The sequence below is a fragment of the Acidiluteibacter sp. genome (assembly GCF_055129545.1).
In genome coordinates this window covers 14,765-40,736 of the sequence record NZ_JBSRUB010000007.1, presented here as the reverse complement: position 1 = coordinate 40,736, position 25,972 = coordinate 14,765, and the positions used below count along the sequence as shown (strand labels likewise).

25 protein-coding genes are annotated in these 25,972 nt (G+C 35.5%); 8 read left to right on the top strand and 17 right to left on the bottom strand.

Translation table 11 applies throughout. From position 1 onward, the window contains the following. Positions 1-57 precede the first annotated feature (57 nt). From ACTB0X_RS02870 to ACTB0X_RS02860, 3 genes are all read right to left on the bottom strand, one after another. Entirely contained in the window at positions 58-717 is a 660-nt protein-coding gene (locus tag ACTB0X_RS02870; protein ID WP_463023477.1) for a hypothetical protein, read from the bottom strand. Then, a complete protein-coding gene (locus ACTB0X_RS02865; RefSeq protein WP_463023476.1) occupies positions 714-1,076 on the bottom strand; it encodes a hypothetical protein in 363 nt (120 codons plus the stop codon). Before ACTB0X_RS02865 ends, ACTB0X_RS02870 begins: the two co-directional genes overlap by 4 nt. A 196-nt stretch (positions 1,077-1,272) precedes the next feature. Beyond that, on the bottom strand, positions 1,273-1,701 hold the full coding sequence (locus tag ACTB0X_RS02860; RefSeq protein ID WP_463023475.1) for an FKBP-type peptidyl-prolyl cis-trans isomerase: 429 nt from the start codon (positions 1,699-1,701) through the stop codon (positions 1,273-1,275). Between the two features lie 128 nt (positions 1,702-1,829). Here ACTB0X_RS02860 and ACTB0X_RS02855 point away from each other — a divergent pair, with 128 nt between their 5' ends. From ACTB0X_RS02855 to ACTB0X_RS02840, 4 genes are all read left to right on the top strand, one after another. Then, positions 1,830-2,339, top strand: coding sequence for a DUF4442 domain-containing protein (locus ACTB0X_RS02855; protein WP_463023474.1), 510 nt, complete (start codon positions 1,830-1,832; stop codon positions 2,337-2,339). Position 2,340: 1 nt separating this feature from the next. Further along, positions 2,341-2,931: a DUF2911 domain-containing protein gene (locus ACTB0X_RS02850; protein ID WP_463023473.1), complete on the top strand. Its 591-nt coding sequence runs from the start codon at positions 2,341-2,343 to the stop codon at positions 2,929-2,931. A gap of 270 nt (positions 2,932-3,201) precedes the next feature. Beyond that, complete coding sequence (locus tag ACTB0X_RS02845; protein WP_463023472.1) at positions 3,202-4,968, top strand: DEAD/DEAH box helicase; 1,767 nt, start codon at positions 3,202-3,204, stop codon at positions 4,966-4,968. Between the two features lie 203 nt (positions 4,969-5,171). Next, the gene (locus tag ACTB0X_RS02840) at positions 5,172-5,363 is read left to right on the top strand and encodes a cold-shock protein (RefSeq protein WP_160632583.1); all 192 of its coding nucleotides are present in this window, start codon (positions 5,172-5,174) and stop codon (positions 5,361-5,363) included. A gap of 75 nt (positions 5,364-5,438) precedes the next feature. Here ACTB0X_RS02840 and ACTB0X_RS02835 read toward each other — a convergent pair whose 3' ends face one another. Then, on the bottom strand, positions 5,439-6,035 hold the full coding sequence (locus ACTB0X_RS02835) for a class I SAM-dependent methyltransferase (protein WP_463023634.1): 597 nt from the start codon (positions 6,033-6,035) through the stop codon (positions 5,439-5,441). A gap of 128 nt (positions 6,036-6,163) precedes the next feature. Here ACTB0X_RS02835 and ACTB0X_RS02830 point away from each other — a divergent pair, with 128 nt between their 5' ends. After that, complete coding sequence (locus ACTB0X_RS02830; RefSeq protein WP_463023471.1) at positions 6,164-6,331, top strand: Lacal_2735 family protein; 168 nt, start codon at positions 6,164-6,166, stop codon at positions 6,329-6,331. A 10-nt stretch (positions 6,332-6,341) separates the two neighbouring features. Here the strand turns inward: ACTB0X_RS02830 and ACTB0X_RS02825 are convergent, their stop codons facing one another. The 11 genes from ACTB0X_RS02825 to ACTB0X_RS02775 all read right to left on the bottom strand — a co-directional run bounded on the left by ACTB0X_RS02825 (position 6,342) and on the right by ACTB0X_RS02775 (position 20,601). Then, a complete protein-coding gene (locus ACTB0X_RS02825; protein ID WP_463023470.1) occupies positions 6,342-7,049 on the bottom strand; it encodes a ZIP family metal transporter in 708 nt (235 codons plus the stop codon). A 10-nt stretch (positions 7,050-7,059) separates the two neighbouring features. Next, positions 7,060-8,049 carry a YhdH/YhfP family quinone oxidoreductase gene (locus tag ACTB0X_RS02820; protein WP_463023469.1) on the bottom strand — a complete coding sequence of 330 codons (990 nt, stop codon included), beginning with the start codon at positions 8,047-8,049 and terminating at the stop codon, positions 7,060-7,062. Positions 8,050-8,055: 6 nt separating this feature from the next. Then, a complete protein-coding gene (locus tag ACTB0X_RS02815; RefSeq protein WP_463023468.1) occupies positions 8,056-10,017 on the bottom strand; it encodes a hypothetical protein in 1,962 nt (653 codons plus the stop codon). A 167-nt stretch (positions 10,018-10,184) separates the two neighbouring features. Next, on the bottom strand, positions 10,185-12,797 hold the full coding sequence (gene clpB, locus ACTB0X_RS02810; RefSeq protein ID WP_463023467.1) for an ATP-dependent chaperone ClpB: 2,613 nt from the start codon (positions 12,795-12,797) through the stop codon (positions 10,185-10,187). Between the two features lie 149 nt (positions 12,798-12,946). After that, entirely contained in the window at positions 12,947-14,872 is a 1,926-nt protein-coding gene (locus ACTB0X_RS02805) for a M1 family aminopeptidase (RefSeq protein WP_463023466.1), read from the bottom strand. Positions 14,873-14,914: 42 nt separating this feature from the next. Next, a complete protein-coding gene (locus ACTB0X_RS02800; protein WP_463023465.1) occupies positions 14,915-15,781 on the bottom strand; it encodes a metal ABC transporter permease in 867 nt (288 codons plus the stop codon). Continuing rightward, a complete protein-coding gene (locus ACTB0X_RS02795) occupies positions 15,781-16,938 on the bottom strand; it encodes a hypothetical protein (RefSeq protein WP_463023464.1) in 1,158 nt (385 codons plus the stop codon). The genes ACTB0X_RS02800 and ACTB0X_RS02795 overlap by 1 nt, the downstream gene beginning before the upstream one ends. After that, a complete protein-coding gene (locus ACTB0X_RS02790) occupies positions 16,935-18,230 on the bottom strand; it encodes a metal ABC transporter permease (RefSeq protein WP_463023463.1) in 1,296 nt (431 codons plus the stop codon). Before ACTB0X_RS02790 ends, ACTB0X_RS02795 begins: the two co-directional genes overlap by 4 nt. After that, positions 18,231-19,016, bottom strand: a complete 786-nt coding sequence (locus ACTB0X_RS02785) for a metal ABC transporter ATP-binding protein (RefSeq protein WP_463023462.1) — start codon at positions 19,014-19,016, stop codon at positions 18,231-18,233. It lies immediately after the preceding gene. Beyond that, positions 19,016-19,942, bottom strand: a complete 927-nt coding sequence (locus tag ACTB0X_RS02780; protein ID WP_463023461.1) for a metal ABC transporter solute-binding protein, Zn/Mn family — start codon at positions 19,940-19,942, stop codon at positions 19,016-19,018. The genes ACTB0X_RS02785 and ACTB0X_RS02780 overlap by 1 nt, the downstream gene beginning before the upstream one ends. Then, the gene (locus ACTB0X_RS02775; RefSeq protein WP_463023460.1) at positions 19,942-20,601 is read right to left on the bottom strand and encodes a metal-dependent transcriptional regulator; all 660 of its coding nucleotides are present in this window, start codon (positions 20,599-20,601) and stop codon (positions 19,942-19,944) included. Before ACTB0X_RS02775 ends, ACTB0X_RS02780 begins: the two co-directional genes overlap by 1 nt. A 454-nt stretch (positions 20,602-21,055) precedes the next feature. On the opposite strand from ACTB0X_RS02775, the gene ACTB0X_RS02770 reads away from it, so the two are divergent. Continuing rightward, entirely contained in the window at positions 21,056-21,499 is a 444-nt protein-coding gene (locus tag ACTB0X_RS02770; protein WP_463023459.1) for a helix-turn-helix domain-containing protein, read from the top strand. On the opposite strand, the gene ACTB0X_RS02765 is transcribed toward ACTB0X_RS02770, so the two are convergent. Beyond that, a complete protein-coding gene (locus ACTB0X_RS02765; RefSeq protein WP_463023458.1) occupies positions 21,489-21,908 on the bottom strand; it encodes a DUF7793 family protein in 420 nt (139 codons plus the stop codon). The two genes, ACTB0X_RS02770 and ACTB0X_RS02765, sit on opposite strands and share 11 nt — an antisense overlap. Positions 21,909-21,974: 66 nt before the next feature. Here ACTB0X_RS02765 and ACTB0X_RS02760 point away from each other — a divergent pair, with 66 nt between their 5' ends. Beyond that, positions 21,975-23,021: a quinone-dependent dihydroorotate dehydrogenase gene (locus ACTB0X_RS02760; RefSeq protein ID WP_463023457.1), complete on the top strand. Its 1,047-nt coding sequence runs from the start codon at positions 21,975-21,977 to the stop codon at positions 23,019-23,021. Then, a complete protein-coding gene (locus ACTB0X_RS02755; protein ID WP_463023456.1) occupies positions 23,018-23,869 on the top strand; it encodes a hydroxymethylglutaryl-CoA lyase in 852 nt (283 codons plus the stop codon). The genes ACTB0X_RS02760 and ACTB0X_RS02755 overlap by 4 nt, the downstream gene beginning before the upstream one ends. On the opposite strand, the gene ACTB0X_RS02750 is transcribed toward ACTB0X_RS02755, so the two are convergent. Beyond that, positions 23,866-25,947, bottom strand: a complete 2,082-nt coding sequence (locus ACTB0X_RS02750) for a 7TM diverse intracellular signaling domain-containing protein (RefSeq protein WP_463023455.1) — start codon at positions 25,945-25,947, stop codon at positions 23,866-23,868. The two genes, ACTB0X_RS02755 and ACTB0X_RS02750, sit on opposite strands and share 4 nt — an antisense overlap. Positions 25,948-25,972 lie beyond the last annotated feature (25 nt).

Here is a 25,972-nt window from a genome sequence, read left to right as displayed (position 1 = left end):
CTAGCTAACAAGTGGAGTTGGAGTGATTGTAAATTAGAAAGTTATGTTTTTGGACTTTCAATCCACTTTTTTATTTTTCTTGCCAATCAATAAGTTGTAACCCAAAAGAAGGTTGTCTTCTCTCTCTTTGATAAATGCTTCCTTATGATTTCTGTTGGTAATTCCTAGAGCGAAGCTAATAAATAGACTACTTCTTTTCCATTCATAACCTAGTAGAATAGGCACTGCCAATGAGAGTCTTCTGTATTGATAATTAGTTGACCATCTTATTATTTCAGGATATGATAATCCATTCGTATTAATTTGAGATTTTAACAAAATCGAGAACGCTGCACCTGCACCTATATACCAACCATTATTGAAGTCATAAGTTGCGACAGATGTTAATTGAAGAGAAAAGTTCCTAATCATTCTATCAGTATATCCTATTGAACTTCCATTAACGTCTCTGAAATAAAAAATAGGTATATATTTATATTGTGTATACTGAAAGCTCAAGAAGTTTCTGATGCTAAATTTCTCATAACGAACAATTAAGCTTCCTCCAAGATTTCCACCAATTATTGCTTTTGAATCGAGTTCATCTTCTAATTCAAACTCACTTGAAAAGCGCATTTTAGTTTGACTAAGGCCTATCTGTGCACCAAAATCTAATTCTTGAGATTTGATAGAGTTAAGTAGTATTATTCCTAGTATTAATAAGCTGAATTTTTTCATGGTTGATCTCTTTTTAAGAGATGGTCTTGAAAAACGTGATCTCCAATTCTTACTTCACAATAATAGCTTCCATCTTCTTCAGCACTAAAATCGAGATTGAACTCACTTTCAGTAATTCTTAGTTTTTTATAATCGCCTTTACTGTCAGTAATAAATAACTCAATGATTTCATTGTTATAATTAGGACTAAAGCTAAATTGGATATTTGTTTCAAATGGGTTAGGAGCGATGGAATGAGAAATAGAAGTATATGAACCTTTATCTGTGTTTTTTATTGGATCTTTTTTAACACTAATGTATTTAATGTTTAATTCTTTAGGGGTATATTCCTTTTCACAACTTGTCAGTAGAGAGCTCATCAATAAAAAACAACAGCTAATTAAAAGGCTTTTTAGTTTTATCATCTTGTTGGTTAATTGTTATGGCTGTAAAAATAGAATATTTTCTAAAAAGAAACTTATAATATTAAAATCAAATATCCTCTAAATGACTATCCACAAAAAAACCGTCTCCCTTTCAGGAAGACGGCGATTTACACTATAAATACTATCAGAATTAACCGATAGAAACTACTTCAATGTCGAAAACTAAATCCTTACCGGCCAATGGGTGGTTTGCATCTAATTTAATGTGATCGTCAGCTACTTCAACAATTGTTACTGGCATTTGCGTACCATCTTGTTGACCTGCAGATAAAGTCATCCCAATTTCTGGTTTGATTTCAGCAGGTAACTGATCTTTAGGAACTGACATAACCATGTCTTCTCTTGGATCACCGTATGCTTCTGCACATGGAATATTTGCTACTACAGATTCTCCTGCTGCAAGTCCTATCACTGCATTGTCGAATCCTTTAATTAATTGACCTGATCCTACTGTGAATTCCAATGGCTCTCTGTCTTTTGAGCTATCGAAAACAGTTTCGTCAGTTAATTTTCCTGTGTAATGTACTTTAATCGTGTCGCCTTCTTTTACTTTTGACATATGCTTGTTTTTATTCTAAACTCCTTGATTTTTATCAAGTTTTTTGCAAATTTAACAGATATATAAAGGTCTACCTAATTATATTGCGGTAACTTTCTTAAATTATTATAAATTCTAGCCTTTAAATGATGGATCTCAATAAAATAATCAAAAGTGCCCAATCGTCTAGTTTTGGGTTGTGGAAATTTAATTTCATTCTTCATCGAGTGATTCCTTTTAATAAACCGCACAATTTAAAAGTGGTGCACATCGATTCCAACAAAGTTGTGGTCAATATTCCCTATCGAAAATCGAATTTAAATCACATAAAAGGGTTGCACGCCTGTGTGCAAGCAACGGCAGCTGAATATGCTTCAGGGTTGTTGTTGCTTTCGCGATTGGGGTTCAAAGATTATCGGATTATTATGGAAGGAATGGAGCTAAGTTATTTGTTTCAAGGGAAGTTGGATGCAGAAGCGACATTCGAAATCAAAGAGGAGACTTTACAACAGGAAATTATGACTCCCTTAAAAAATGGAGAAGTAATCTATTATAAATGTCACATTTCTGTGAAAGATAAAAAAGGGAACGAATTATGTATTGCTAAGACCAACTGGCAATTGAAGCCATGGAACAAAGTAAAAACCAAAATGAATTAAAATGAAAAATTTAAAAGTAACAGTAGCGGCAATAGCAGTATCACTATTAGGTATAGTGTCTGCCAATGCACAAGAAACAATGAAGAAAAAGCCTGCAAAAGAGATGCAGAAGGAAGAAGCCATGAGCTCTAAAGTAATGGCAGAAACAGTGACTGAAAAGAAAAGTCCACTTCGAAAAGCGGATGCTACTATTAATGGAGTAGCAATCGCAGTTGAATACAGTGCTCCATCAGCTAGAGGCAGAGACGTGATGGGGGGATTGGTACCTTACGGCGAAGTATGGAGAACCGGAGCAAACAATGCCACTACCATCATGTTTTCTAAAAAGGTATTTGTAGAAGGTGAGGAAGTACCAGCAGGAACTTATTCTTTATTTACCATTCCTAATGAGGGTGAATGGACAATCATTTTGAATAAAGAAGCCAAACAATGGGGCGCTTATAAGTATGATGAGAAAAAAGATCAGCTTCGAGTGAATGTAAGCGCTAAAAAAACCGACAATAAACGGGAAATGATGAATTTTAGTTTCAACGAAAACAATGAGTTGGTGCTTCATTGGGACGATGTAATGGTTCCCATCCAAATCAAATAATAGCGCTTAAAAAGATTAAAACCTCATTTAGTAAATTAAGTGAGGTTTTTTTATGCGATTTCATTAAAAAATCACCATTAATTCAAATAGAATTGGTAGTATTTAAGCGATAAATGGCCACCGAAAGAGGACGTTATTCATTTAATTTAGGTAGCTATTTACATTAATGAATTGGTCATTAAAATGTTATGCTTTCTCGATTAGTCATAAATAATCCCTAACTATTCATTTAATAAACTTACTTTTGCACCTTAATAAAATACAACACATTTGAATAAATTTTCAGCATTAGGGCTTTCAGATTTACTGACGAAATCCCTTCAAGAAATGGGCATTGAAACCCCATCAGAAATACAGGAGAAAGCAATTCCAGTATTAGTCAAAAACGAAAACCATTTTATCGGATTAGCGCAAACAGGAACAGGAAAGACTGCTGCTTTTGGTTTGCCACTAATTGATTTGATTGATATTAACGATCGACATACACAAGCGATTGTTTTAGCTCCAACACGAGAGTTGGGACAACAAATTGCTGCACAGTTTCAAAACTTCTCTAAATATTTGCCACAGATTAAAGTGCTTGCTGTTTATGGTGGAGCACCAATTTCTAACCAAATAAGAGCGTTAAAAGACAAGCCACAAATTATTATCGCGACTCCTGGTCGTATGATTGATTTGTTGAACAGAAAAGCATTAAACATTAGTAAAATTCGCTACGTTGTTTTAGATGAAGCTGATGAAATGTTAAATATGGGTTTTAAAGAAGACCTCGATGAAATTTTAAAGCACACTCCAGAAGAAAAATTGACATGGTTGTTTTCGGCTACAATGCCAAAAGAGATTCGTAGAATCGTAAAAACATACATGAAAGACCCGATAGAAATTTCAGTGAATTCTGGGACTTCTACTAATAAGGACATCGAGCATCAATATGCTGTGGTAAAAATTTCTGATAAAACAGAAGCCATCAAGCGAATTATGGATGTGACTCCTAAAATGAAAGGGATTATCTTCTGCAGAACTAAAAGAGATACACAGGCTTTAGCCGACGATTTAAAATCAGCAGGATATCATGTAGATGCATTGAATGGTGATTTATCTCAAGCTCAGCGTGACCGTGTAATGCGTCAGTTTAAAGCACATGCTTTGCAGATGATTGTTGCAACGGATGTAGCAGCAAGAGGAATCGATGTAGATAACTTGACGCACATTATTCACCATGCATTGCCAGATGACATTACCTATTATACACACCGAAGTGGACGAACAGGTAGAGCTGGTAATAAAGGTATTTCGATCGCATTTATCTCTTCAAGAGATCAAAGAAGATTAAGAGATATAGAGCGCAATTTAGATGCTACTTTTACTAAGATCGAAATTCCTTCATCAAAGGATATCGCAGAGAAAAGGGTATTACAGTGGGCTGAATTATTAGCCAAAACGGAGATAGCTAAAAGCATGAATCATGATTTATTAGCTGCTGCTTTAGAAACATTGGATGGTTTTTCGAAAGAAGAATTAATTTCTAAGTTAGTTTCCAATGAATTGTCTAGTTTGAAATTGGATAATTCCAATAGAGACCTGAACGAAGCAGAGGGCAGAGGATCAAGAGGAGGCGACGATAGAGGAAGTAGAGGTCGTGGACGAGATAGAGACAGAGGAGATAGAGGTGACCGTGGTGGTGATAGAGGCGGAAGAAGAAGCGACAGAGGAGACAGAGGTGGAGATAGAGACACTAAATTCGGTGGCGACAAAAAAAAAGAAAAAGAGGGCCGAAGAGATTTTAGTCGTCCAAAAGAATGGATGATGCTTAACATCGGAAAACAAGACGCGATTCGTAAGAAAGATTTAGTTGAGTTTATCGCTGGTGAAGCTAAAATCGACCGAAGAGATATTGGAGACATCGTTGTAAAAAACGATCGTTCTTACTTCGAAATAGAAAAGCGTCAGATGGATAGAGTTTCAAAAAGTTTGAGAAACTTCCCATTGGATGACCGAAAACTAGAAGTAAGTCAAAGTACGCCGAGCGGAAAATAATCCTTTTATAAAGGAGTTAAAAAGTCAAGACTACTACTAGTTTTGACTTTTTTTTTGTCCTATTGTTAGAAGTTTGCATAACCAACACTAGACGAGAGGTTGATAGAAAGTAATCAACAAAAAATAAATTATAATTAATTGCATAAGAATTGTTTTATGAAGTATTTATCTCTTACATTTGTGGCATAATAAAAATAATTACAATGAAAGAAGGAAAAGTAAAGTTCTTCAATGATACCAAAGGATTTGGTTTCATTAAAGATGACAACGATGACAAAGAGTATTTTGTACACGTAACAGGATTAATTGATGAGATTAGAGAAAATGATGAAGTAACGTTTGAGTTGCAGGAAGGCAAAAAAGGCCTTAACGCTGTTAATGTAAAACTTGCTTAATATTTATAGAATTTGAATCTTTAAGCCTAAGCCTTCCTCTTTTTGAGGAAGGCTTTTTCTTTGCCTATTATTTTGTTATTCTTTTTTCTGAAGCACTAATACAGTGTGCACTTCTGTAACAACGCCTCCTTTTTTGTAGTCTAAATCAAATTGTTTTAATAATTCTATGTTGTGCTTGGCGTAGGTCGAAAGAATCAACTCTTTTTGATGGTAATGAAAATATACTCGATCTCCACTACTTCCAGTTTTGAATCCGGATAACGTGGAGTTGCCTTCAATAAAACTGAGGTAAATCTTTACTTGATCTTGAAATAAATGTGAAGAGTCGTTGATAAAGGTGATTAAATCTTCTTTTGAAAGGTAAGGAATACAAAAGCCACAAGAAATTCCATCGTATTTCTGATTGTGACTTTTAATGTCTCTACAGTCCATTATTCTGAAATTTGCAGTAGGGACATTCTTTTTTGCATATTCTATCATTGAAGGAGCGATATCAATCCCAGTAATTTTACTTTTTGGAAGCTTATTTTGTAGATACCTACTAATATTACCAGGTCCACATCCAATATCCAAAATTTGTGGTTGTTCTTTCTGAATTTGTTTGCAGAAGAAATCATAAGATTCATCATAAAGGTCTAAATCCATAAACTTCTCATCATAAAGCGCAGCTATTTTATCCCAAGTATTAAAGGTTTCTTCGTATTAATCCATTGACATTGATTTATTATTTAAAAGTAAAGTAAATAGTCTTGCGTCAAACAATTCACGAGAAACGATGTTTTACCTACTAAACCATAACTATGTTTGGATTATTTAAAAAGAAGACTGAAAAAGAGAAATTACAAGAACAGTACAAAAAGTTATTGGAACAATCATTTGAGCAATCAACGATAGATCGCAAGAAAAGTGACCAATTGCAAGCAGAAGCTGAAGAGGTGATGAAAAAAATAGAGCAATTAAAACAATAGTTTTAAACCATTAAATGATCTTTTCACCGATCATTCCTACTAAGAATCCAAGAATAGCACCCATAGATGTCGCTCTTTCATTCTTTAATTGACTATTTGGAATGATGTCTTGAATCAATAAATATAAAATCCCGCCACTAGAAAAGACCATTAATATCGCCGTGAGATTTGGATACTGACTTAATACAAAGTGTCCTGTTAGTGCACCAATAATTCCTAAAAAGCTAAGGAAGAAGAAAATGACTAAAGTTTTTTTGGTAGAGAAGCCGCTCATGACTAAATCGCGATATGAGTTGAATGCTTCAGGTAAATTTTGAAGACCAATAAATACTGCTAAAAGAGTAGCCGTTGATGGTTCAATTGCAAAAACAGCTCCCAATGCGATAGACTCTGGAACAAAATCCATCAGCATAGCCAATAGTGTGGCAGTTTGTCCACCTTTTTTCGCCAAGTAAGAATCTAGGGCGTAGAAGCATATTGCTCCGGATAAAAATGAAATAATCAAAGGAAACAGACTTAACTCTTCCAGGCCTTTTGGAATTAAAACCAATGCTAAAGCTGATAATATTATTCCTGCACCAAAAGACATCAGTGTATAAATGATGTCATACTTTATTGGACTTTCTTTAACATGATGATTAAACACATGCGCTAAAACGCCACCGAAAAAAACGGTGATCCCTGCAAATCCAGAATAAAGCAATAAGTTGGTTAGCATGTTTCTTGAATTAAAACTTTACGATGACTCTACCTTTTGTTTTTCCCGCAAGGATAGCATCTAAATAGGGATCTAATTCTTCTAAAGTGATGAAGGTGGCGCTACCTTCAGGTAAGTTAGCATTCCATTCGTCTCCTAATTTACGCCATAATGCTGCGCGAAGTTCCATTGGGCATTCTGCAGATTCTACTCCTAATAAGTTGATTCCATTTAAAATAAAAGGATATACAGTTGTTATTAGATCAGCGCTAGCCACTAATCCGCAAGTCGCCACATTTCCATTTCTATCGCAGCCTTTCAATAAAGTTGCTAGAGTGTTTCCGCCAACGGTATCAATTGCTCCTGCCCATTTAGGTCGGAGTAGTGGGCGTCCACTTTCGTCATTGGTAAATGCTCTATTTTGTATATCTGTCGCACCCAACTCCTTTAAATAGGCGTTTTCAGATTTTCCAGTAGACGCAATGACTTCAAAACCAGCATGCGAAAGAATGGCAACTGCCATAGAGCCAACACCGCCTGTAGCACCAGTGACTACAATTTTTCCCATCTCGGTTTTTTGTCCTCCTTGAATCATTTTATATAAAGCTAAGGCAGCAGTGAATCCAGCAGTTCCAAACTGCTGACTTTTTTCAAAGCTCAAACTTTTTGGCTTTTTGACCACCCAATCAGCAGGCACACGAATGTACTCTGCAAAAGCACCATCGTGATTCATTCCTAAATCGTAAGAAGTAACAATGACTTCATCGCCTATTTTGAATCTTGAATCTTCACTAATTTCTACAATTCCTGAAGCATCAATTCCTGGTGTGTGTGGGTAATTTCGTGTAATTCCTTTGTGTCCTGATGCAGAGAGTCCATCTTTATAATTTAATCCTGAAAACAATACTTTAATAACTACTTCACCATTTGGGAGTTGATCAATCGTTTTGTCTTCTATTTTTCGACTAAAAGTTCCGTCGCTATTTTCTCTAACTACTAGCGCTTTAAAAGGGTTTTTCATACTGACTTATTTGGCAATTAGTAATTTAAAATTGTCGTATTTCATATACGTTCGATCTGCGTTCCAGAAATACACTTTTAATTCTTCTTGTTTTTTGAATGGCAATTGAGTTCTGAATTGAATATGTTCCCAAACTCCAGTTGTATCTATATTGTTTTGAATATAATAAGGTTCGTAAAAATCACCAAAGCTAACCACTAAAGTGGCTGTGGAATTGGTGTCCGGCATCCAAACGTCAGCATCAATCACCACATCAATGGGGGTAGAGTCGTTGCGATTAAGAATTTGGCTGTAGGTTAATCCGTATTCAATGTGCTCGTTTAATTCTAGTTGCTGATCCTTATTTGGTGTTATATTGCTATATCCTTTTGGAATAGAATCTTCAGTATTATTAAAATCAAGTTGACTGTAATGGTAAAGCTGTTTGAAAAACCCAATCGAGTTAATGTCAGTAGTCGGTCTGAATAAACGCACTTTAGAGGTTTGATCGACTAAATCCAATTCTCTTATGATGTTTGGATAATTAAGATACACATCTGAAAATAAGAAGGTATCAATCATGGCAACATAATCCAATTGAAGGTCTAATCCATTTTTAATGTTTGTTGAGTCTGTTGTTAGAATGGCAACACCATTTCGATTCATTAGAATAAATGGGCTGTTAGTAGTGACTGCATCCATTGCTAAAACTGTTGCACTTTCAGGAATTTGGATTTTATCCATTAAGATTCTAGCGTCTTTGAATGCACGGTAGGCAATTTTTTCTCGATCTATTTTGTGGGTTTTGTATCGTTCGTTTAGGATTGTTTTGGTGTTAATAACCATATTGATAGTGAAAATTACAAATAGGGTAGCAGCCAAATTTCTATATTCAGCTTTAATTGTGATATAAGAAAGACAAATTCCGATTAATAACAATATGGCAGGAAAGAAAGTATCTATGAAATAGTAATCGTGATCTACAAATTGTTGACCCATTAAAATAAAAAACACCATGCAACCGATCAAATAAATCATAGAGAAACGAAACAGCTTATTCTGAATCGTACTTGGGTTAAATGGATTTACAGTCTTCCATATTATAATCCAGATTATACCAATAATAATTAAGTAGTGATAAGGGCTAAAGTACTCACTGGCCCAATGTAATTTAATTTCACTTAAAGTAATTGATAAAGTTTCAAAGGAATCAATGGAAAGAAATTTACTTAAGAAAATGGAACCATAAATCGTTGCTAAATATTGATTGTAGAACCAATAACCTGTGACTAAAACAATGCCAAAGAAAGGTAGAATAAGCTGTGTTATTTTGTTTTTTTCTTTTATGCTTAACCAAACTTTCAAGCAAAGAAAGGCAAACAATGGAATGACAAAAGGTAAGCGAATTAATGCGGCTAACGTAAGAAATCCAATTCCAATTAAATAATGCTTGTTGTTGTTTGCATTCCAATTGTTTAGTATATAGTATAGGCCAATAAAAAGAAAAGTAAACGCAGGAATAGAAGGTAAAAATCCATTGAGGTAATAGGCGTAAAATGGAGCTAAGAAAGTGAATAGCATCATGACTATTCCTTTTAATCCATCAGAAGTAAATAAAGCAAAAAAGCGATAAACGAAATATAAACCTATCAATCCTAAAATGAGAATGTAAGATCGAAATAAAAGAATAATGTCCCAATTAAAAATACTTGAAATACCTGCAACTATGTATTCACTAACAGGAAAGTCTATTGCAGTGATTCCTTGAGTAGTAATTAAATTAAAATTGCATGGATGGAAAAAATCAAATCCATTTTGTTGAAAACACATTGCTATAGCTAACCGATCTGATTGAGTCCATGCGTGAACATGAGTTGGAAAAAGGGACATCGATGACCAATAAAAAACAACAGCAATAATAGATAACACTAATAGAACTATTCTGTTAGCGTTCTTTGATTGACGGAGATATGCGTGTATTTTTTCCATTTTTTACTAGTCGTGAAAGTAGTCATTTCTATGGAATGTATAAAGTGGTTGATTGCCATTTTTTTGAGTGGAACTGTCGCTTTTGATATTGAAGAAAGGAGGGGTCTGGACAAAAAAAAGTCCCTTGATTGAATGTAAACCAAGGGACTAAACCAATCTAACTATTATTAACTAACTACTTCTTTTTCAATAGGTGCTCTAAAAACAATTTGCTCATCAAAGACATCCATAACAATGGTGTCGCCACTTTGAACTTTTCCTGCTAAAATTTGTTTCGACAACTCGTTCAATACCTTTTTCTGAATCACTCGCTTGACAGGTCTTGCACCAAACTGAGGATCAAAACCTTCGTCTGAAATATATTGTATAGCTTCGTCAGAGAAGCTTAAGTTGATTTCGTTCTTAGCTGCCATTTTCACAACCTGTTGCAATTGAATTTTAACAATCTGAATTAAATTCTTTTTGCTCAATGGAGTAAACATAATCGTTTCGTCAATCCGGTTAATAAACTCAGGGCGCATGGCCGTTTTTAATAACCCGAAGACATCTGTTTTTGTTTTCTCATATACATGATCAAACTCAGCCTCAGTTATGCCTTCAAAATTCTCTTGTATAATGTTGGAGCCTAAGTTCGAAGTCATAATAATGATGGTATTTTTAAAATTTACCAATCGGCCTTTATTGTCGGTCAATCGTCCATCATCGAGCACTTGAAGCAAGACGTTAAATACATCTGGATGGGCTTTTTCAATTTCATCCAATAAAATCACGGAGTAGGGACGTCTTCTAACCGCTTCCGTCAACTGACCACCTTCATCATATCCAACGTATCCGGGAGGCGCTCCAACCAACCTTGAAACAGCATGGCGCTCCTGATACTCACTCATATCAATTCTCGTCATTGCGTTTTCGTCGTTAAACAAATAGTCGCTCAACGCTTTCGCCAATTCCGTTTTACCAACCCCTGTTGTTCCCAAAAAGATAAATGATCCGATTGGTTTCTTTTGGTCTTGTAAACCAGCTCTGCTTCTCCGAATGGCATCAGAAACCGCAACAATTGCTTCATCCTGTCCAACAACACGTTTGTGTAACTCATCTTCTAAGCGCAATAACTTTTGACGCTCACTCTCTAACATTTTACTGATCGGAATTCCAGTCCAACGCGCAACTACAGAAGCGATTTCTTCAGCATCTACTTCTTCTTTAATTAAAGTGGACTTTCCTTTGTTCTCCTTCATTAATTGCTTGAATTTCTCCAATTCAGTTTCTGCATCCTTTATCTTTCCATATCGAATTTCAGCTACTTTTCCATAATCTCCTGCACGTTCCGCTTGTTCAGCCTCCAACTTGTATTGGTCGATGGCTTCTTTTGCTTTTTGAACGCCATCAATTAGGCTGCGTTCGCTTTGCCATTTGGCGTTTAGCTCGTCACGCTTCTCAGAAAGGTTGGCGATTTCTTCAGAAAGTAAAGAAATCTTCTTTTCATCTTTTTCACGTTTAATGGCCTCTCGCTCAATTTCTAATTGCATGATTCTTCGATCCAACTCATCCAATTCCTCGGGTTTTGAATTGATTTCCATTCGCAACTTAGAAGCAGCTTCATCAATTAAATCAATGGCTTTGTCCGGTAAAAAACGGTCAGTGATGTATCGCTGAGAAAGCTCTACAGCTTGAATTATTGCCTCATCTTTTATCTGAACTTTATGGTGTGTCTCGTATTTGTCTTTAATTCCTCTTAAGATAGAAATCGCATCTTCTGTAGTCGGCTCATCAATGATCACTTTTTGAAAACGTCGTTCCAATGCTTTGTCTTTTTCAAAATACTTTTGGTATTCGTTTAAAGTGGTGGCACCTACGGCTCTTAATTCACCTCTTGCTAGAGCAGGCTTTAAAATGTTTGCGGCGTCCATTGCACCTTCGCCACCTCCAGCACCAACTAAAGTATGAATCTCATCGATAAACAAAATGATCTCACCAGCTGAAGAAGTTACTTCTTTTACTACTGATTTCAATCGCTCTTCAAATTCTCCTTTGAATTTTGCTCCGGCCACCAAAGCTCCCATATCTAAACTGAAAATCTTTTTTGAGGCTAAGTTGTCAGGCACATCACCGTTTACAATTCGATGTGCAATTCCTTCTGCAATAGCTGTTTTACCTACTCCAGGCTCACCAATTAGAATAGGGTTGTTCTTGGTTCTGCGTGTTAAAATTTGCAATACTCTACGAATCTCTTCATCTCGACCAATTACTGGGTCTAATTTTCCTGAAGCCGCCATTTTATTCAAGTTGATGGCATATTTCTCTAAGGCGTTGTAGGTTTCTTCTTGTGAAGCGGAAGTTACTTTTTCTCCTTTTCGTAATTCTTCAATTGCTTTCTTTAAGTCCTTTTCATTGACTCCGCTATCTTTTAGTAATTGTGCAATTTGATCTGAATTATTGAGAACTCCTAACAGTAAATGCTCTAAAGAAACGTATTCATCTCCAAAGCTCTTTAAATAGGAGGAGGCTAATTGCAACGCTTTATTAGACCCTTTAGATAAGTAAGCTTCGCCACCACTTACTTTCGGGTAAGAAGCGACAATTCTGTCTAGCGCTTGCTGTACATTGGTGATGTTAACACCTAATTTCTGAAATAGGTAAGGGCTTACATTTTCATCAACATTGAATATTCCTTTAAGGATATGGCCTGTTTCAATGGCTTGTTGTCCATTTTCCATCGCAAGCTGCTGTGCATTTTGCACTGCTTCTTGGGACTTTATTGTGAAATTATTAAAATTCATATCGTGGTCTGTTAAGTTAGTTTTTACTCGTCAAGATGGTATTATCAATTCATTACCCAATCCACAAAAAGGCTTAAAATCGGAAATAATGGCATAAAAAAATGGTCTTTTTTGAGAAAAAGACCATTTTAGTTGACAAAATGTCTGTATTATTCTACAATTAACTTCTTTTTGATTATGCCTTGATCGGTAGTCACAGTTACAAAATAGATGCCTGCATCGAAAGGTGTAACATCAATTTGATTCAAATTAATTGATGACAAAACGCTTTGACCAATAGCGTTAAAAACTTCTAAAGAAAGAACCTTAGTGTTTTGGTTATTAAACTCAATGGATACAAAGTCTTTTGCAGGGTTAGGGTAGAAGCGCATCTTGTTTGATACACTTCCAAGGTCTGCGATAGAAGTAATCGTATTGTTACGCGTTAAAATCCATTGTTCAGGATCAAAGGTGGCATTGGTTATTGGAAACGGAATTGAAACATTAAATGTCTGACCAGTAAAAGTGTGATCTAAAACAATTGTAGTGTCTGCTCCGTTTGGTCCTTCAAAATAAATAGGAACAGGCATTTCAAAAAAGCTAACAGACGAATGCGATGATGTTTGTCTAATGTTGATATCAGTTGTAGCCCCAAGTTGGTTGTATGATACTTGATAATTTGGATACCCCTGTCCGTAATACCAATCGTCTAAAAATTCAGTTAAATTCAATCCTGAACTCGCTTCTAGATGTTGTTTCAATTGAGCAGTCTTTGCATATCCATAAGCCAATGCAGGATCAGTTAGATAGTTTCTGCAACCTTGAAAAAAAGCAGAATCTCCCATTTTCCATCTTAACATATGTAATATATAGGCGCCTTTATTGTATGATAAACGACTACTAAATATAGAGTTTACACTCGTTGTGTCTGTTACGAATACAGAGCCTCCAAACTGGGAAGTAGCAGAATTTGAAGCTGAACTCTTCCAATTGTTCCAAAACTGTGGTTGTATATTTTCATAACTCAATCCTGTTAAGTAGGATGCAAAACCTTCATTCAGCCAGATGTCTTGCCAAGTACCACAAGTTACCTTGTCGCCAAACCATTGGTGAGCTAATTCGTGTGCTACTAAACCAAAACTATAATTAACCATAAAACTCATCGTTTGGTGTTCCATTCCGCCACCCCAACCAAATTGAGCATGACCGTATTTTTCGTCTTTAAAAGGATACGGTATAAATAAACTATCAAAAAGCGCTATTAAATCAGCTGTAATTGGTGTTTGTGTAACTGCGGTCGAATAGGTTTCTGGATAAACGTAATTCAAGATTTCTAAGGAGTCGGTTCCTTTTATTAAGTAATCAGAGTAGATCGTATAATTGGTGACCGCAAAAGCCACTAAATAAGCTGTAATTGGGTATCTGTGGCGCCAATGGCTTCTAGTTTTAGAATTGATGGTATCTCTAGCAATCAAAAGCCCGTTTGAAGCTGCAATATACGCGACTGGATTGGTAATGATAAAATCAATTGAATCTGCTTTGTCGGTCAATGTTTGTTTACAGGGCCACCAATCTCTCGCGCCATAAGGTTCAGATAAGGTCCACATAGCAGGAGTTCCATTGTGTGCTTGAGTTATAAATGAACCGAAACCACCACCAGTGGGGACGCCTTTGTAAAATATTTGAATTGAGTCTAATGTGCCGATTTGTAAATTTGTTGGAAAAATCACCCGCAACACATCATTTGACAAATGCATAAACGAGATGTTTGAATTGTTGTACTTTATTGAATCTACAGTTAATGAATTTAACAAGTCCATTTCTATAGTGCCTGCATTGTTCTGACTTGCAACAAAATGCATCGTTACATCGCCTTTGATGTACAGCACAGCTGGGTCAACATCAATGTTTAGTCGATAGTATTTTACATCGTAATTGGATGAGTTTGCATTGGATTTTTCGTTGTTCTTTATTGTTGATTTTGAACTTAATATATGTGATTTACAATCGTGAGTGCTAAAGTCTGGAAGCTGAGCATTTACACAATTCACTGTCAAATAAGCGGAAAACAATAAAGCGAGTTGTTTTTTTATCATAACTAATGGTTTGAAAATTCAATTGTAGAACCTAAAATTAAACTAAAAGTTGGGAATTTGGGTTGCTTTTTTCTGTCTAATTTTCTGAATAGTAAAGACGATTCCGAAAAACACTCCAGTCATAGTAGCCATAGCACCAGCTATCGAGCCATTTATTGCATAAGCGATATAGTATCCGCTTATCGCCGATAAGATGCCAAATAAGGCAGAAATAAGTAACATTTTCTTTAAATCATCGACAATTAAGTAAGCGGTAGCAGCAGGAACGATCAAAAAAGCAACGACTAAAATAGCGCCAACTGATTCAAAAGCAACAACTGTTGTTAATGAAACAGAGCTCATTAATGCATAATGCCAAAAAGCAGCACTTATTCCAATCGCTTTGGCGTATTCTTCATTGAATGTAGTGATAAATAATCCTTTGTAGCCGATAATTATGAATGAAATAATGACTGCTAATGTAACACCTGCTATCCAAACGGGACGAGGCCCTAGCGCAGTTCCCGCTGCAGTTCTCAACATGTCCAAAGGAACCATTGCGATTTCTCCATATAGAACGCAATCTTGATCAAGGTCGATATTGTCAGCGAAGAACGAAATTAAAATGATTCCTATTGCAAACAACCAGGTAAAGGTGATTCCAATAGCAGCATCGGATTGAAGTCTTGCTTTTTTGTGAAATAGCTCAATGATAACGGTTGTGAGAACGCCCAAGCAAGCCGCTCCAATCAGCATTGGAATTGCTTCTCTACTTCCTGAAAATAGAAATGCCAATACAATTCCAGGCAGCACAGCATGTGAAATGGCATCTCCAACCATCGCCATTTTTCTTAAAATAAGGTAACATCCCAATAAGCTGCAACTTACAGCAATTAATGCACCTGTTAATATGATCCAAAATGACGCCATTAGTTGCTTGAGTATTTAATGAGAACTTGTTGCCATTTGGTTTCTATTTCTTGCTCCGATAGTTGGAGTATTTCAGTCAGTAATTGCATTAATTCTTTATTAGTTGACGTATTTCCATTGATTAATGCATTTATTCCCGAATCACCTTTGTACTCATCTATCAATTCACAAATTGCTGCTCCTGCAGGGTAGGAAGCTTGATAACCATTGTATCGATTTTTTTGGTCAAAAATAGAGTGAAGGTTGATGGAAGAGTCGTTTAGTATGTCATCATTCAATTGCTTCATCTTCAAAATGTACTCTTTTTTATGTTCTCTGGTCCCAAGATAAGTAGCTAATCCTTCTTCAATAATGTGGCCTCTTAGTTTATTGGCAGGTAATAACTGATGGATGAATTCATGTGGATAAAATTCGTCGCCAATCGAGGATATTACTATATTCTCCTTTGATTTGCCAGTTGTGATTCCTGCAAAGTAATAATCAAAGTTTTCCAATTCTCCCATTTGGTCAATATCGTTTGTGATGTAGTAGTTAAACTGATAGTTGAGTGCAGTTGGATTGTATTTTTTTAAAATCATGTGGCAGAATTCATTGGATTGATTTGCTCGTTCGTTGGAATATTGATGTGAAGTTGGAAAGACGAACTTAATATGTTCCATCGTTTCTGTATTCCAATTCGAGGTGACGTTTTGAATTGAGTTTTCTAACACCCACGAATTATCTTCTTTAATGGCAAATAGCTGATGAATGGCCCAAACCTTTGAGCCAATATATTTTGGATCGGTTGTGTTGGTTGAGTAAAGAACTTTGATTCTATATTTTTCTCCTACCGGGTCTACTGATAATATAAAGGGAGGGTAGTAGCGTTGTATTTCTTCTCCTGTAAATGAGTGAAATAAAGATGTTCTCGAAAGGTCGAAGTCCTTGTATTTGGCTTTCTCTGTTGAATTCCAATAAGGGTTATCGCTTATAATTTCGGGTGAAGAGTTTAAGTAGTTGATATAGAGTTTTATAACTGATTTAATAGCTGAATTGTTGGTGTCAACTCGATTGCTAATAGATATCGTTGGTGTTGGCCTTGTTGCCAATGCAGAGCATGAAATAATGGCAATTGAAACTCCAAAAGTGAACCATAAAATGTGTTTTATCTTCATCATCTATCGGTATAAGGGATGTTACTTTGGTGCGGATCTTTGGTTGGGTAATTCAGTTCTTTTTCCAATAATTTTTCTACTTCAGGAGTGATAATGTGTTCAATTGCTTCAGCATCATTGTGAACATGATCTGGCGCTAACTTTAACTTTTGGTTTAAGTACATTTCCCATAATCGATGTAATCGAATGATACGTTTAGCTTCCACTAAACCAGATTTTGTAAGGTGCCACTGATCACCTAATTTCCGCAATAAATTTTTCGATTTTAAGTGAGCCAATCCCTTGGTTAGTTCTTGTGGATAAAAATCTCTTGAGTCCAACAAAGTGGAATAGCTAAATCCTTGATGGAAATCTTGGCTTTCTTCGCTTAGGTGATAAAATAGTTTCAATACATTTTCATTTCTTATTTTCAATCGATTAGATCGCTGTCGTCTGATTTGAGGTAAGATTCCATTTCGTGGAGCAAAAAAGATAGAGGTAAGCGCCATTAGTGACAAACATACCACAATCCAAGGTCCTGTGGGCATTGAAGGATATATAAAGCTGATATAAGTTCCCATAAGTGCCGAAATTGCTCCAAGGATGGTAGCAATTAAAATCATTTTCCACAATTGGTGTGTCCAAAATCGAGCAGCTGTCGCAGGAGTAATTAACAAAGCAGCCATCAACACTACACCGACTGCTTGAATTCCAACTGCAATGGCCAACACAGTTAAACTAGAAAGAACGAACTCTAAAAATTTCACTGGTAAGCCAATAGATCTCGCAAAGTCAGCATTGAATGAAATGAGTTTGAATTCTTTGTAAAAGATAAAAACGACAATAATTAAGGCAATGGCAACGCTTCCGAAAATTTGAACATCATCAGATGTTAAAGAGGCTGCCTTTCCGAATAAAAATTTATCCAATCCGGCTTGTGAAGCATTTCCTGAATGTTGAATAGCAGTTAATAGCAGAATTCCGAAACCAAAAAATACACTCAATACCAAGCCAATAGAAGTGTCTGATTTTAGCTTGGAGTTGTTGGTAATGTAATTGACTAGCAATAAGGAAATCCATCCTGATATAGAAGCTCCAATAAGCAAGTATATAGGATTTTTAGTTCCTGAGATTATAAAAGCCAAACAAACCCCCGGTAAAATAGAATGGGCGATTGCATCTCCTACCAATGCTTGTTTTCTCAAGAATGCAAAACAGCCTACGATAGCTGCTGCAGCTCCTAAAAGCATGGTTCCAAATGCAACAAATCGCACATTTGGATCAGAAAAGGATAGAAAATCAAAAAAGGAATCCATTTACTTTCTTTTTTTTTCTCGAACAGGGAAGTCATGTTCGCGAACTAGTTCACCTACTTTACTTAACACGTTTAGCTTACCCCCATATGCTTCTTGCAATAATTCTTCGTTGAATATTTCAGCTTTCGGACCTGATGCTACTAAACGAGTGTTTAGCAAAACTATCCAGTCAAAATAATCCTTAGCGGTCTGTAAATCATGGTGAACTACAATTACGGTTTTACCTTTAGTTTTCATTTCTTGCATCAAGGTTAAAATGGCTTGCTCTGTAGAGGCGTCTACACCTACAAATGGCTCATCCATAATGAATAAGTTGGCATTTTGAGTCAAAGATCTAGCAATGAATACACGTTGTTGTTGTCCTCCGGAAAGTTGAGAAATTTGTCGATTGCTAAATTCTAGTAGGTTTACTTTTTCCAACGCTTCAACAGCTAACTCTTTGTCGGCCTTACTGATGCGTTTAAAAAGGTTTTTCGGACTGTATCTGCCCATTAATACCACATCCATAACGCTCGCCGGAAAATCCCAATCTACTGATTCTCTTTGTGGAACATAGCTTATTCGATGACGTACATCTTTCAGTTGCTGACCGAAAATTTCGACGTAACCACTACTTAAAGGAGTTAGCCCCATAATGGATTTCAGTAACGTAGTTTTACCCGATCCATTTGGTCCAATAATGCCAATAATTTGACCTTGCGGTAGTTTAAAATCGACATTCCATAAAACTGGTTTTCGATTGTAGCTTACTGTTAAGTTGTGTGTTTCTAATGCAATATTTTCCATTATTTCAATGCGTTGACGATAGAAGTTACATTGTATTTTATCATTCCTAGGTATGTTCCTCCAGCTGTTCCTTTATCTCCCATTGCGTCAGAATACAAGTTCGCTCCAATTTTCAAATCATATCCTTTCCCTTTACAGCCTTCTATTACTGCTTCCATAGATTTTTGATTGACAGAGGTTTCAACAAAAACAGCTTTGATTTTATTTTTTTGAATAAAATCCACCATATCTGTAACATCTTTAAGTCCGTATTCTGATAGTGTGGATATGCCTTGAAGTCCTTTTACTTGAACGTTATATGCTTTTCCAAAATATCCAAATGCATCGTGGGCAGTAATTAAAATTCGCTTTTCCTCTGGTAATTCGCTGATTTTATTTTTAATCCAAGTGTCAATCGCTAATAAGTTATTGGCGTATGATAACCCTTGGTTGGTTATTTTTTCAGCATTAATGCTGTCTTCACTAGCAATCTGCTTGGTTACGTATTCGCAGGCAGATGACCAGATAGTGGCATCAAACCAGATGTGAGGGTCTTGCGCACCCTTGAATTGAGTGGAATTAATTAAAAGTGAAGGATCTACGCCATCAGCAGCAGCAATTACTTTCTTATTTCCTTTCACTTTTTCAAAGATCTCGCCCATTTTTCCTTCTAAATGTAAACCGTTGTATACAATAACGTCGGCATCCATTAAGGACTGAATGTCGTTTTGTGTGGCTTTGTATAAGTGGGGATCCACGCCGGCACCCATTAGAACAGTGACTTGAGCTTGATCTTTCACAATATTGGTCACCATATCGCCCAAGATATTTGTTGTAACAACAATCTTTAACGGTTGTGGCAGTTTTTTTTCACTTATGATTTGTTTTTCTTCAGGTTGACCGCATGCAACCGCAAATAATACTAGGAGGTAAATTATTTTTTTCATTATATCAATTTAATATATAGGTTTTTACTTATGTCGAATGAAATGGTAATGTTTTCTTTGTCAGCAATTTGAATAATCACTGATTGATCAAATTCAAATCGATTCAATAACTTAATTTTAGTACCAAGCACTAGCTTTACGGTGTCTAAGTATTGTAGAAAGGAATTGGAATGTTCTTTAACTCCTACAATATTGGCTTCCTCACCAATCTCAAGAGAAGAAAGTAATTTGTCGTGAGTTTTTGTAAATACTCCATTTTTATCGGGAATGGGGTCACCATGTGGATCAAATTTTGGAAAATCTAGAAAGCTATCCAAGCGATTGACTAGAGCAGAGGAGCGGATGTGTTCCAATTGTTCTGCTATATCGTGCACTTCATCCCATTTAAACTTTAGTTTTTCAACAAGGAAAAATTCCCATAGTCGATGTTTCCGAATGACATCTATAGCTACAGTCATTCCTTTGCTAGTCAGTGATACAGGTTGGTACTTTGTGTAATTCGCCAGTTTTTTTTCACTTAACTTTTTCAGCATGTCTGTTACAGATGACGCTTTTGTGTCAAGTTTTTCAGCAATGGCATTTGTGCTTGCAGCTCCTTGCTGAATTTGGTTTAGACTGTATATCGCTTTTAAATAATTCTCTTCAGCTAATGAAGTCATGTTCTTTCTATTTTGGACAAAGGTACTTTAAGTTTATGTTAATGGGTTTGTAATTTTTAGAGTTGTCTAAAAACTGTGATAAAATGTGTTAATAAAAGGGTTGAAGAGTAGGGTCGTGGCCATTGAGTAAATGTGGTTTCGATTTACTTTAAGCAGGGGTAATTACAAATGTAAAAAGATGCTAATTTACATTTGTCACAACGAAATAATTTACAGAAGTGAATAATTTACAGATGCAATTACAATTGTAAACTCAATTTTTTATTAAACGCTCGAAAGGAATTTACATTTATCAATATTAAAAATTAAACAGAATAAAATTATCATCATTAGATTAATATTCAATTCTATAATGGTTTTAATTGAAGTTTTAGATTAATTGTTTTAAACAATATAATAGATAAATTTGAATCATTTTACTTTTGTAACCTTCAAATTAGTTACATTTGTAATCATGGAATTAATTGATCGATTTAGATATGTAATGAAGGTTTACAATGAGTCACCTTCGAGCTTTGCAGACAAAATTGGAGTGCAAAGATCTAGTATTTCACACATATTAAGTGGAAGAAATAAGCCAAGTTTAGACTTCATTCAAAAGATCATGGAGCACTACCCAAAAATAGATGCTCAGTGGTTAATTAATGGAAAACAGTCCAACCCGAAGGAGGTTGAAGTTCGGTCAGAAAGGGAAAACGAAATTCTAGAAGAATCTATCCAGGAATCAACAACTTCTAAAATAGAAAAAGAAGAATCAAATAAATTAGAATCCACAGAACAAGAAGACAGTGCTCAGATTTTAAAGAATGAATCTGTTAAGCCTCCTTCAAAAGGAAAGCAAATAGAAAAGATTATTGTGTTTTATAACGATAATACGTTTGAAGTCTTTAATCAATAGAATTCAACCATTCTAGTGCCTTTACCTCATTGTTAAATAGACGTGTAGGGATATTCGGTTTGTTGAATCGAATAAAAAAATTAGCAAGTAAACGAGTTCCGATACTATTTACAATCAGTGCACTTCTTAATCCCAATTCTGGCGCTCTCTTGTGATTGGCCACATATTCTCGCGCTTCAGCGGATATATTGTAGTTCATTACTCTAGAGTCTGTGATTAGAAATCGATATCCCTTTTCAGCATATGGAATAAAAGTATTGGTTAGTTCTATCATTTCATCCAGCTCTATGTCAGACCCTTCTTTGAATTTGAAATAGAGTTTATTGCCGGAAAATTTATAGAGCATCACAGACGGAAATTCTTGGATCAATTCTAAATTCTCAGTTACTAAATTATCTGTATGTGTCAATATCTAAGGGATAATTGGTGTGTATTAGTTTACTTGTACTTAAATTTGCATTCAAAATAATATTCTATGTACTCTCTTATCAAATCTGTTCTCTTTAAATTTGACGCTGAAAAAGTTCACCACTTTACTTTTAAGCTTATTAAAGCTACTTTTCAGTATGAATGGTTCAGAAAATTAGCAATTAAAAACTATACATTCAAATCAAATTTGCTTTCTAAGCAGCTAATAGGCTTGAATTTTCCGAATCCTGTTGGTTTAGCTGCTGGTTTTGATAAAGATGCAAAATTATATGAAGAGTTAACTGCTTTTGGGTTTGGTTTTATAGAGATTGGAACCTTAACTCCAAAACCACAAGAGGGCAATCCAAAGCCTCGATTGTTTCGTTTGCCGCAGGATGAAGCGTTGATTAATCGGATGGGCTTTAATAATGGTGGAGTAGACGAGGCTGTCGAGCGACTAAAAAATAGACCTAAGGGATTGATTGTTGGAGGAAATATTGGCAAAAATAAGGTTACTCCGAATGAAAATGCAATGGATGATTATACGTATTGTTTTAAAGCACTTTTCGACTATGTAGATTATTTTGTAGTGAATGTGAGTTCTCCAAATACGCCTAATTTGAGGGATTTACAAGAGAAAGAGCCGTTGACTAATTTATTAAATGGTCTTCAGGTTTTAAATCAACAAAAAGCAGCCCCTAAACCTATATTGCTTAAAATTGCTCCAGACTTGACCAATAGTCAATTGGATGATATAATTGAGATTGTGCGTACCACCAAAATCAATGGAGTAATTGCCACCAACACAACAATAGATCGATCAAAACTAAAGACTTCAACTCAAAAAGTGGAGGCGATAGGTGCTGGAGGAGTGAGCGGAAAACCATTAACTGAAAGGTCAAAAGAAGTTATCAAATATTTAAAGTCAAATTCTAATAATGGGTTTGTAGTGATTGGTGTTGGCGGTATTCAAACTGGTGCTGATGCTATTGAAAAATTGGAAGCAGGAGCTGATCTGCTTCAAATCTATAGTGGATTTATTTTTGGTGGCCCAGGCACTGTTTTGAGAATTAATAAGGAAATTGCGAATTATTATAAAAAACAAAGCTCATGATTAAGTTAACTGAATGCCCAAGAGATGCCATGCAAGGGTTGCATGACTTTATTCCAACCAAGGAGAAAGTGAACTACATCAATCAGTTATTAACTGTAGGTTTTGATACGATTGATTTTGGAAGTTTTGTCTCTCCTAAGGCAATTCCTCAAATGAGGGACACTGCTGAAGTATTGAATCAATTGAACTTAAATGCTACAAAATCTAAACTATTGGCAATTATAGCCAATGAAAGAGGTGCAATTGATGCATTTCAATTTGATCAAATCGATTATCTGGGATTTCCGTTTTCTATTTCGGAGACTTTTCAGCAACGAAATACGAACTCTTCTATTGAGGAATCGTTGAAAAAGGTAGAAGCGATTCAAAATGGTTGTTTGAAGCACAATAAGGACTTGGTTGTCTACATTTCAATGGCATTTGGAAACCCTTACGGCGATTTATGGCATCCAGATGTGGTAACGGAGTGGGCAGAGAAGTTAGTGGGGTTAGGAGTGGCTAAGTTGGCGCTTTCCGATACTATCGGTGTTTCTTCTTCTGAGAATATTAGTAGTCTGTTTTCGCAGCTGATCCCTGAGTTTTCAAAGACACGTTTTGGAGCGCATTTGCACACCACTCCACATACTTGGGAGGAAAAGGTTGCTGCTGCTTATGATAATGGTTGTAGAGAGTTTGATGGCGCAATCAAAGGCTTTGGTGGATGCCCAATGGCGGCAGATGAGCTGACTGGCAATATGCCAACCGAAAAGATGGTGGAATATTTTACTGAAAAGAACATAAAAACTGGATTGGATTTAGAGGTGTTTTCTAAAAGTGTTCAACTTGCGGGACAAGTATTTCCGATTTAAACTTTTATTCCAACCACACATACATCATCAATTTGTTCTTTATTTCCCTTCCATTCAAAAAAGTAATTAGAAAGTAATTCTAGCTGATCTTTCCCGCTTTTAGTATGGTTATCAAGAAATAGGTCTTTAAGAACTTTAATTTTTAACTTTTTATCTCTAGGTCCGCCAAATTGATCAGGATATCCATCAGATGTCATGTATAGGCAATCATTCTCTTCCAATTGTATGATTTCCTTTTTAAATGGTACTCGTTTAAAGAAGTGGCCAACTGGTTGTTTATTTCCTTTAAATTCAATTAATTCATTGTTTCGAATCAAGTATAAACCATTGAATGCGCCAGAAAACTGTAAGGTTTTAGTTTGATTGTTCAAGACAATCAAACTAATGTCCATTCCATCCTGAATTTGCTTTTTTCCTTTACTAAATAGTTCTTCCACCATTTCAGTCAATCTGTTGAGGATGGCGTCTGATTCTCTTAAACCGTATTGATTGATACAACGATTAAGAGAATTGTGTCCCACAATACTTAGCATAGCACCAGGAACCCCATGACCGGTGCAATCTGCTACTGCGATGATCGAATACTCACCAATGTCTTCTCTAAAATAGAAATCACCACTAACAATGTCTTTTGGTACATATAGAATGAATCCATCCTGGAATCCTTTTAGAAAATTAGTTTTTGTAGGTAGGATGCTGTCCTCTAATCGTTCTGCATAATTGATTGAATCAATGATTTCGCGATTTTTCTTCGATAGTTCATCATTTTTAAGACTAATTTCTTGTGTTCTAAAGGTTACTTGTTCTTCTAAATACACATTTTGTTCTTGCTTGATCTTCGATATTTCATCCAATCGATCATATGCTTCTTGTTGTGCCTGTTCTTTTTGCAGCTGAACGTCTCTATATCTACCTGCCATAGCTATAGAAAGAAACCCAATTTCAAAAGCAGAACCTATCTTAATGGCATTTTCCTTTAAAAAATCACTTTCAAAAACACCTACATTAATTAAAATAAAGGTGATGCCACCGATTAGTACAGAAATAAACGCCAATGTAAATGCTAGATCTAGCTTTTTAGATTCCTTGTAATTAATAAAGACACCTACCAAAAATAAAAATGAACTCAAGAATGCAAGAATATTGATCAATGGGAAAGAAATCACATACCATGAATTGGACATGAATCCGAGCCCCAAGCATATAAATAAAAGAAAAATAAATACACTAAATAACTTGTTGAATAGACCTTTGTATAGTTGAAGAAATGCCCGCACATAGGTAAGTAAGAATATCACTGAACTTGTAGCGAAGATTACAATGGCATGATTTGCAAACCAAGTGTTATTTGGCCATAAGTATCGAAAGGCATATCCATCTATGGAAAATTGCATGAAAAACAATAGTGAAACATAGGCTACAAAATAAAAATACAATCGTTGGTTTAAGGCAATGCCGACAAAAATGAAAAAGAGTGCTACAAATAGTAAGAGTCCATAGTAAAATCCTTGAAAAAGATTGTGTTTTGAGATAAAACTGATGTAAGCATCATTTTCCCAAATTTTCATTGAAAGCGTTAATACTTCTCCATCGCTTTTTAATTTTGCGATTAAATACTGACTTTCATTGGCTTTTAATTTAAAAGGGAATATAAAATCTTTGTCAAAAATGGGTCTGCTTTCATAAACTAGATTGTCTCCAGTGATTTGACTTTGTATAAATTGACCTTTTGAGTCGTATTGATATAATTCTACTACATTGGTAAGTGGTCTTGCTAATTGAATCAAGTAATCATTTTCAAATTCTGATGGATTACACACTTTTATGATTTGCCAAAAAGTGGAGGTTGTAAAGTTGACATTGGGGATTGTATTTCCAGAAGAATCGCTCCATTGAGCACGTATGAAATAATCAATGGCGTCACCGGGTAGCAGTTTATCTTTACTATCCTCAATAATGATGGAAGTGGAGGCGACATTTCTAAAATCTTCTAAATAAGAAATATCAATGCATTTTTCTTTCGCCGAAAGGTGCAAAAATAATAATGAGAAAATGACACTAGTTATATATCGTTTCATTTGATAGTGAAAATATACAGATTAA